10 protein-coding genes and 1 pseudogene are annotated in these 8273 nt (G+C 44.1%); 4 read left to right on the top strand and 7 right to left on the bottom strand.

Translation table 11 applies throughout. The features are described from left to right. Nucleotides 1-200: pseudogene (locus AB7E53_RS12645) on the bottom strand (hypothetical protein); the annotation flags it as partial. Between the two features lie 117 nt (nucleotides 201-317). Here AB7E53_RS12645 and AB7E53_RS12640 point away from each other — a divergent pair. Beyond that, nucleotides 318-674: a hypothetical protein gene (locus AB7E53_RS12640; protein WP_446776028.1), complete on the top strand. Its 357-nt coding sequence runs from the start codon at nucleotides 318-320 to the stop codon at nucleotides 672-674. A 30-nt stretch (nucleotides 675-704) separates the two neighbouring features. On the opposite strand, the gene AB7E53_RS12635 is transcribed toward AB7E53_RS12640, so the two are convergent. Beyond that, entirely contained in the window at nucleotides 705-1031 is a 327-nt protein-coding gene (locus AB7E53_RS12635) for a winged helix-turn-helix transcriptional regulator (protein WP_446776026.1), read from the bottom strand. Between the two features lie 243 nt (nucleotides 1032-1274). On the opposite strand from AB7E53_RS12635, the gene AB7E53_RS12630 reads away from it, so the two are divergent. Further along, nucleotides 1275-2126 (top strand): SDR family oxidoreductase, encoded by an 852-nt coding sequence (locus tag AB7E53_RS12630; protein WP_446776024.1) that lies wholly within the window; start codon nucleotides 1275-1277, stop codon nucleotides 2124-2126. Nucleotides 2127-2185: 59 nt separating this feature from the next. Here the strand turns inward: AB7E53_RS12630 and AB7E53_RS12625 are convergent, their stop codons facing one another. After that, complete coding sequence (locus AB7E53_RS12625) at nucleotides 2186-2683, bottom strand: PH domain-containing protein (RefSeq protein ID WP_179399508.1); 498 nt, start codon at nucleotides 2681-2683, stop codon at nucleotides 2186-2188. 192 nt (nucleotides 2684-2875) lie between these two features. Here AB7E53_RS12625 and AB7E53_RS12620 point away from each other — a divergent pair, with 192 nt between their 5' ends. Together AB7E53_RS12620 and AB7E53_RS12615 are read left to right on the top strand one after the other, a co-directional pair. After that, nucleotides 2876-3235 carry a CoA-binding protein gene (locus AB7E53_RS12620; protein ID WP_371690248.1) on the top strand — a complete coding sequence of 120 codons (360 nt, stop codon included), beginning with the start codon at nucleotides 2876-2878 and terminating at the stop codon, nucleotides 3233-3235. Between the two features lie 105 nt (nucleotides 3236-3340). Then, nucleotides 3341-4105, top strand: coding sequence for a hypothetical protein (locus AB7E53_RS12615; protein WP_446776023.1), 765 nt, complete (start codon nucleotides 3341-3343; stop codon nucleotides 4103-4105). A gap of 109 nt (nucleotides 4106-4214) precedes the next feature. Here the strand turns inward: AB7E53_RS12615 and cysK are convergent, their stop codons facing one another. From cysK to AB7E53_RS12595, 4 genes are all read right to left on the bottom strand, one after another. Beyond that, nucleotides 4215-5162, bottom strand: coding sequence for a cysteine synthase A (gene cysK, locus AB7E53_RS12610; protein WP_179399505.1), 948 nt, complete (start codon nucleotides 5160-5162; stop codon nucleotides 4215-4217). 92 nt (nucleotides 5163-5254) lie between these two features. Next, nucleotides 5255-6916 (bottom strand): DNA repair protein RecN, encoded by a 1662-nt coding sequence (recN, locus tag AB7E53_RS12605; protein ID WP_446776021.1) that lies wholly within the window; start codon nucleotides 6914-6916, stop codon nucleotides 5255-5257. 6 nt (nucleotides 6917-6922) lie between these two features. Continuing rightward, nucleotides 6923-7819 carry a type IX secretion system protein PorD gene (gene porD / locus AB7E53_RS12600; protein WP_179399503.1) on the bottom strand — a complete coding sequence of 299 codons (897 nt, stop codon included), beginning with the start codon at nucleotides 7817-7819 and terminating at the stop codon, nucleotides 6923-6925. 37 nt (nucleotides 7820-7856) lie between these two features. After that, a partial coding sequence (locus AB7E53_RS12595) for a phosphopantothenoylcysteine decarboxylase domain-containing protein (protein WP_446776019.1) occupies nucleotides 7857-8273 on the bottom strand: 417 nt, incomplete at its 5' end.

Genomic DNA, 8273 nt, shown 5'->3' with positions numbered 1-8273 from the left:
TTACTTGATTTTAATTTCACAATGGCAGGCGTAGTTCCTTCGTAAACCATGGTTCCCTTTTTCCCGGTAATCGTTACATTGGCACCTTCTGGAGAAGAGTTAATGGCAACTGGATAGGTGGTTTTAGTTAAAATGGAAGCACATCCCGTAAATAAAATAGAAGCTAGAAATAATCCGGTAACAAAAGCTAAATTTTTCATCTTACATAAAATTTAAAGGTAAAATAATCACTCACGTTAAATTATGGTTTTAAAGGCGTAAAAATAGACAAATAATTAAGATTTGGAATACTTATTTATTAATTTTATCTTTGTTATATGATAAAAATACATATAACAGAGAAATTGCAGGAAATAAGGAGTCGTCTACAAGGAAATAAGTCATTATTTGTAAACGAGTTACTGCATCTTGTACAGTCCGATTACAATCGTATGATTGACAAAGCGCGCGAAACTATTCCGGAACAATCCAGCGACCAACATTTTGAATTACTTAGAGAGTATAAAATGATTATCCGCTACATCTCAACATATATAGAGAAAGGGGAAGTAAAACTGGAGGACTTTTTGTCTGATCCTGACTGCATAGAAGTGCCCGAAAAGGTTGAACAGATCATGGCCTTAGTGGAAAACATTCTTACGATGGAAGTTCAGGAGGGAGAAGTGATCCCATGAGAAAGCCTTTAAACCGCTAAGACATCCGCATTATTCTTTTGACAACAGGTTTACAGTACCCCAGATTTCCAACTCTCTGAACACGGGTGATAGACTTTTCCCTAGGTCTGTAAGCGAATACTCCACCCTAGGAGGGATCTCCTTGTATTGTTCACGCAAAATTAACCCATCCGACTCCAGCTCCTTAAGTTGTTCGGTCAGCACTTTCCTTGAAATATCAGGTATGCGCACCGCTATTTCGCCAAAACGCCTTGTGCCGCTCAATAACGAATATAAAATGATTGTTTTCCACTTACCTCCAATTAGTTCGATAGAGGCTGTAACCGGACAATTTATTTTTTTACCTGATTTGACCATTATAGTTACTTTTTCGTTACCACTTATTTTGATGTTACCTTTTCGTAACCTGTTACAAATACAAACTATTGTTAGTTTCTTTGCGTAACAAATATATGAATTAAGGGATTTAGACACATCCATTTTATATAAATTAACCATAAAAAACGGATCTTCTTCAAAAAGAATCTGTTTAGTTTATGATAGGCTAAAGATTTTAATTCAGTATATAAAAGAGAATAGTAACCATTAAAAAGAGTTAGAATGAAAATCGGAGTAACAGGAGCGACCGGACAATTAGGTCGCATGGTAGTTGATAAACTAAAAGAAAAAGTGTCTGCCAACTCAGTTGTTGCGTTAGTGCGTAATCCGGAAAAAGCTGCCGGTATGGGAGTGGAAGTCCGCTCATTCGACTATAACCAATCCGAGAATCTGGTATTGTCTTTACAAGGAATTGACAAATTACTGCTTATATCAAGTAATGAAATCGGGCAACGGGCAAAACAACACGCCAATATAATACATGCAGCCAAACAAGCTGGTGTACAATGGATTGTATATACCAGTCTATTGCATGCCGATAAATCAACGCTAAGTCTTGCTGGAGAGCATCTGGCTACGGAAGAGGCGCTAAAGGAATCTGGCATACCCTACACGCTGCTGCGCAACGGATGGTACACAGAAAATTATACCGCGTCCATCGCTGGAGCCCTTGCCGCAGGAGCATTTGTGGGAAGTGCCGGCGACGGTAAGATTTCATCAGCTCCGCGTATGGATTTTGCAGAAGCGGCAGCCATTGTATTAACCAGTGAAGGTCATGCCGGTAAAGTATACGAATTGGCGGGCGACCAATATTACACCCTGAAGGATCTGGCCGCCGAAATTTCGAAGCAGACCGGGAAAGAGCTGCCTTATCAGAACCTGCCCGAGTCTGAATATGCCCGGATACTTAAGAGCATAGGTTTGCCGGAAACATTTGCTCTGGCAATTGCAGGATGGGATGTAAGTGCATCGCACGATGATCTGTTTGACAACAGTGGTCAGTTATCCGCATTACTTGGCAGAAGCACCACGCCTCTTTCCCAAGTAGTGGCAGATGCCTTAGCCGCAAAATAAACAATCGCCCCCATGTTCCGGATTATACACACCGAACATGGGGGCATTTATTTTATGGATTATTCCACCTTTTCAATTAGCAATCTGCTTTGAAGCTCGTCAAAAAATGAGGGATCGTCCGGAGCAATAATGTACTTTCCTTTGTGTAGCGTGTGTATTAAAATCCAATGATTGTTTCTGCGGGCATAGAGTTTTACCTTGCCGATACGGGGTGAATAAAAATAACCCCAGTGACCGAATATGCCACTGCATCCGAAAGTACGTATCATGGAAAATACATTGCCCTTACCAAGGTATTGGGCGGCACTTATTTCATTAAGGCGGATGCTGATTTTCTTATAAGGGGCTTTTAAAACCAAGCTATCCTCTGTAAGACTGAAAGAGGTGGGAATATGACCATATATCACCACATAGAGTACAGAAAACAGCGCAAACAGGATCAGCCGGGGATAAAAATCGGGAATAGCGAAGAAAAGCACAACCAACAAGGCTGTAAGTATCAGCGTAATCAGAAAATTGGTCCGATCCATCGACGAAGTAGAGGTTATTGTTTTCATATCAAAGTATTTAAATTTACAAAAAACCATCTGCATGTATCCTCACAAAGATACTAATTATAACCAAACTTCAAAATAAGCTTCTGCAAGCACCCTGGTTTTGTATCTGCAATTTGTTTGTTTGAAACAAATCTTCTAAATTTACTTTCTGTCAATAAAGTAGTATACTAGTAATGTTATAAATAAAAGGATATGAAAAACGTAATTGTATTTGGAGCAAGTACCAATCCTGAAAGATACGCGTACAAAGCCTCAGTCGAGTTTAAGGCAAAGGGCTACAACGTATTTCCGGTTGGCCGCAAAAGGGGATTGATACAAGACATGGAGATTTTGGAAGAACCTCCTATGGACCGCCACATTGATGTAGTTTCCATCTATCTGGGTAAAGACAATCAGCAACCCTATTACGACTATCTGCTGAAGATAAAGCCGGATCATGTTATTTTTAATCCGGGTACAGAAAACCCTGAATTGGAACAGATGCTTACGGAAAAAGGAATCCAAAACGAAGAGGCCTGCTCGCTGGTACTTATGCGTATCGGAGAATTATAAATACAAAATATCAATTTCTGTAATTTTAAATTAAAAAGAGTTGACCACTTAAACCTTTCACGAATTGCCTTGTCAAAGAGTCATAAATCATTAATATTTAAATATATGAGGTGTACTATTTTCTCTTTGGCAACGCTTTTCATTATTTCGCTATCTGCCTTTGCGGCTCCTCAGAATAAGGAACCCCAACGTAAAAGATTATCCGAAATACCAAAAGAGCTGAATTTAAGTGCCGAGCAACAAAAGCAGCTGGATGCTCTGAATGCCGAATTCAAGGCAAAAATGGAAGAGTTCAAAAAAAGCATGGATGAGCTTAAAAGCAAGCAAGGCGAATGGAAAGGAATGGCCGACGAACATCAGAAGGCTATTAAAGAACTGCTCACTCCGGAACAGATGGAAAAATGGAAGGATATGATGCCTCAGATGGGAAAACTTCGTCAGTTTGATTCTCGCAAAAGAGAATTTGTAACCCCCGACGGAGATGTACTTCGCTATAGAGGCAGAGATTTCATTCCGGGCGACAGCATGAAGTTCGGACCTCACAGACGGGGATTCGCTCCGGGAGATAGTTTGAAGCAGGGTTCGTGGATGAGGGGAAAGGGTGACCGTTTCTCCGGACTTAACCTGAGCGATGAACAGAAGACTAAACTGAAGGCTTTACGCGAAGAGCATCGTAAAAAAATCGGTGAGATGAACACCCAACACAGGGCTGAAATGGAAAAGATTCTGACTCCCGAACAGTTGAGCAAACTCAAAGAGAGTCAACCCGCATTTGACAGAAAACAAAAAGTGAATGCGTCGGATTCGGTCACTTCCAAAGGTAAAAAGGTAGAAAAGAATGTACAGATAAAGGTTGAAAAAAGGAAGTAAAGCAATTTGATTGTTTAGGTTTTTACGGATTTAGAATGGTTTTTAAACAGAAACCCCGATGCAGATCTTTTAGACAGCATCGGGGTTTCAACGTAAAGATTATGCTTAATTACAAAGGGTATTCGTCAAATGCATACAATACGGTACTTAAGTAGCGTTCGCCGGTATCTGGCAGCAGCGTTACAATCAGCTTACCTTTATTTTCGGGTCTTTTAGCTACCTCGGCAGCAGCCCATGCCGCAGCTCCGGAAGAAATACCAACCAGCAATCCCTCTTTTTGTGCCAGCTCGCGACTTGTTTTAATGGCCGCATCGTTTGTTACGGTTATAATTTCGTCCACCACCGCAGGATTGTATGTTTTAGGAATGAATCCGGCACCTATACCTTGAATCTTATGAGGTGAAGGGGCTCCACCCGACAATACGGGTGAGTCCGCCGGTTCAACGGCGATGATTTTCACATGGGGGTTATGTGCCTTAAGGGCCTCACCCACTCCACTGATAGTACCACCTGTTCCAACACCAGCAACAAAAATGTCCACTTTGCCGTCTGTATCGCGCCAGATCTCTTCTCCGGTTGTTTTTTTATGTATCTCGGGATTTGCCGGGTTTTCAAATTGCTGAAGGATTACAGAACCTTCGGTTTCAGCCTGAAGATCGGTTGCCTTCTGTATGGCAGCCTTCATTCCGCCGGGACCTGGAGTCAGCACCAGTTCAGCACCAAGAGCTTTTAGCAGAGCGCGGCGTTCCAGACTCATGGTTTCGGGCATGGTAAGAACCAGCTTATAACCTTTTACAGCTGCAACAAAAGCCAGTCCAACGCCGGTGTTACCACTGGTAGGTTCGATAATGGTCGCACCCGGTTTTAGAATACCCTTGGCTTCGGCATCTTCAACCATGGCCAGGGCGATACGTTCCTTCACACAACCAACCGGATTGAATGATTCCAGTTTTGCCACTACGGCTGCTTCCAGCCCTTTACTCGCATTAAAAGCAGAAAGTTCCAGCAACGGAGTATTTCCGACGAGTTCAGTCAATTGTTTAGCAATCTTTCCCATATTGTTATGTTTTATCGTTATTTATTTTTTACAAAGGTCGGAATTTTACAGAACTCAACAATACCATAGTTATGGTATATTTTATAAAAAGGTTAATCCACTCCCAGTAAATCGCGGGCATTAGCCATAGAGGCTTCCGTAAGGGCAGCCCCACTCAGCATACGTGCAATCTCGATAACACGTTCTTCCGTATCCATCTGCTTTATCTGGGTAATAGTTCTGTCGTTCTCCTCCTTTTTAAATACATAATAATGGGCATTCCCCTTCGAAGCGATCTGCGGCAAATGCGTGATGGCCATCACCTGCATCTTGGTTCCAAGTTCATGCATGATATCCCCCATTTTATTAGCGATATCGCCCGATACTCCGGTATCCACCTCGTCGAATATGATGGCGGGTAAAGCGGTTGCTCCGGCTATCATGGCTTTGAGACAAAGCATCAGACGGGATATTTCACCTCCCGAAGCCGTATTGGCCACCGGTTGGAGGTCGCCGCTCTTATTGGCGGAAAACAGAAAGCATATCTCATCAATCCCATCGGCATCGGGAGACGATTTGGTCTTAAAGTCGACCGAAAACCTTGTGTTAGACATACCCAGCGGAGCGATCATTTCCACCAGCTGTCTGGCTAATCCCAACGAGGCTATCTTACGTTGCTCGCTTAACACCGAGGCTTGCTGCATCAGCTCTTTGAATGTTGCATCCACCTGCTGCTGAAGTGCTTCTATCTGATTATCGTAAGAATCTATTTCCTGTAGTTGCGCCGTATATTTTTCCTGCAAAGCAATCAGCTCTGCAACCGAGTTCAGATGATGTTTCTGTTGCAGGGTGTAGATCAGGTTTAGACGCTCCTCTACAAACACCATCCGTTCGGGATTAAATTCCACATCCTCTTTCTGCGAATCCGCATCGGATGACAGGTCGTTCAGGTCGATATAGGCCGAGCGTAACCGTTCTGCCATCTCCTTTGCCTGGGGGTAGAAGCGCTCGAGGGAGGTGGCTGTCTGCAACGCCTCTTTTATTTGCAACAACCCACCCTGTTCGTCGCCCGAAAGTAATTCTGTAATTTTATACAAGGCACCCTTGATCTCTTCGGCGTGCGTCAAGGTTTCCTGTTCTTGTTCCAGCATCTCCTGCTCTCCATCCGTCAACCGGGCTTCATGCAATTGCTCCAGCTGGAAACGGATGTAATCTTCCTCCTGCCGATTCTGACGCGATTTCTCGGTCAGCTCCTTCAGGTCGCGCTTCAACGACTGGTAACGGCTGAATTCCTTACGGTATAGAATGAGTGGTATTTCGTTGTCGGCCAACACATCCACTACGTCAAGCTGAAAACGACTGTCGCCCAACATCAGGTTCTGATGCTGCGAATGGATATCGATCAATCGTGTACCGAGACTGCGCAACACATTGAGCCCTACCGGCGAATCGTTTACAAATGCACGGGATTTACCGGATGCATACAGTTCGCGGCGCAGGATACAATGCCGGGCATCGTATTCGAGGTCGTTGGCAATAAAAAACGGTTCCAGCTGATAGAGCGAGATATCGAAGGTGGCTTCAATAACACACCTGTCGGCCTCTTTCTTGATACTTTTTCCGTCGGCCCGCTGACCTAAAACTAGGGAAAGAGCACCAAGTATGATTGACTTTCCGGCTCCCGTTTCGCCGGTTATCACCGAAAAGCCATTGGCAAATTCTATGTCGAGACTATCGATCAGAACATAGTTTTGTATGAATAAGGACTTAAGCATAATGCATCACTTTTTCAAAGATTCCAGACGGGTAGTCTGCGTTGGGTAGATTGCCGACAATAGTTTAAATCCCTCCTGTTTTTCGGTTTGATTGGCTTTGGTGTACACACCTGTCACCTCGTCGAGCTTGCCATCCGAAAAAAGCTGTAGTAAAACAGATCCGGGGCGTGCCGACTGTATTTGCTGTAATACAGGGAGTGACTCGATGATGGTTGTGCGTCCGCGATCCGGATTTGCAGCCATCTCGTCCAATCCTTTCCGATGGTATGTGTACCAGAAGTTCCGGAAAATCTCGGAGGTATTGTCGGTCAGCGCAGTAATCAGGGCATGTCTGTTACGATTGCCATCGAATGCTTTCCATCCGTTCCAGGCCATTTCCGACTGAGCCAGGGTGGTTACCTGCATCGCTTGTTGCAGATAGGCAGTTCCTCCCTGGGGTGCAAAACTGTCGAAATCCAGTCCCAGTATAACATAGATATAGAAAACCACCGAGGCGGTAAGGTTGCTCTGTAAGGTATTCTGCGCGTAGTCCAGCGGTTCAAACTCGGTATAGTCGAAATCCAGCTGGGTATCTCTAAAATTAAACAACGTAGTGGAATAACCAGAATTATAGACCGGACGACGGGCCTGCACCTGTAACTCGGCCTTGAAGCTCGACTCGGAAGGCATTTCGTTTATAATAAACGTAAAGGTACAGTCGATCCGTTCGTTCACGGCAAACGTGGCATCCGTCCACCTCCGGTTATTTATAAACTCAGTAAGCGCCGTCTGCAGTGTTGTAAACACCTGTTTGTTGGTTCCCTGCACCTTGTCACTGTTTATCGTGACCCGGGCATTGAGTTCCTGCGCCCCGGCTGTAAAGCAAAGCAACAGGCATACAAACACATACATCAGCTTCTTCATTCTATGTCGGTTTTATTCTATACGTTAATACATGCTGTTATTTCAACAACGATGCCAGTTTTTCAACGATATCCCCTGCAACTTCATTTTTGGGCTTTACAGGATATTCGGTCAGTTTGCCGTTGGCTTCCAAAATAGACACCTTGTTGGTATCGCAACGGAAACCGGCACCTTTATCCTTTAACGAATTCAGCACGATAAAATCCAGGTTCTTCCTTTCAAGCTTTTCCGTAGCATGCGCCACTTCGTTGGTCGTCTCCAGGGCAAAACCTACCAGACGCTGACCGGCCTGCTTCATTTTACCCAATGCAGCGGCAATATCCGGATTGGGCACAAGATGCATGGTAATATCGCCGGTCTTTTCCCGCTTTATTTTTTCGTCCGATTGAACCTCGGGGCGATAATCGGCTACAGCAGCACATAATATGGCAGCATCCGAATCGGGGAAAGTCCT

It is taken from the genome of Macellibacteroides sp. (genome assembly GCF_050251695.1).
GTDB lineage: Bacteria > Bacteroidota > Bacteroidia > Bacteroidales > Tannerellaceae > Macellibacteroides > Macellibacteroides fermentans.
The sequence above is the reverse complement of the archived record's forward strand: the minus strand, read 5'-3'. Positions and strand labels throughout refer to the sequence as shown.

Bases quoted from the DNA above. Each gene is read 5' to 3' on its own strand.
- cysK (WP_179399505.1), bottom strand. From the start codon at position 5,162: ATGGGAAAGATTGCTAAACAATTGACTGAACTCGTCGGAAATACTCCG.
- AB7E53_RS12620 (WP_371690248.1), top strand. From the start codon at position 2,876: ATGAAAAACGTAATTGTATTTGGAGCAAGTACCAATCCTGAAAGATAC.
- porD (WP_179399503.1), bottom strand. From the start codon at position 7,819: ATGAAGAAGCTGATGTATGTGTTTGTATGCCTGTTGCTTTGCTTTACA.
- AB7E53_RS12640 (WP_446776028.1), top strand. From the start codon at position 318: ATGATAAAAATACATATAACAGAGAAATTGCAGGAAATAAGGAGTCGT.
- AB7E53_RS12625 (WP_179399508.1), bottom strand. From the start codon at position 2,683: ATGAAAACAATAACCTCTACTTCGTCGATGGATCGGACCAATTTTCTG.
- recN (WP_446776021.1), bottom strand. From the start codon at position 6,916: ATGCTTAAGTCCTTATTCATACAAAACTATGTTCTGATCGATAGTCTC.
- AB7E53_RS12615 (WP_446776023.1), top strand. From the start codon at position 3,341: ATGAGGTGTACTATTTTCTCTTTGGCAACGCTTTTCATTATTTCGCTA.
- AB7E53_RS12630 (WP_446776024.1), top strand. From the start codon at position 1,275: ATGAAAATCGGAGTAACAGGAGCGACCGGACAATTAGGTCGCATGGTA.
- AB7E53_RS12635 (WP_446776026.1), bottom strand. From the start codon at position 1,031: ATGGTCAAATCAGGTAAAAAAATAAATTGTCCGGTTACAGCCTCTATC.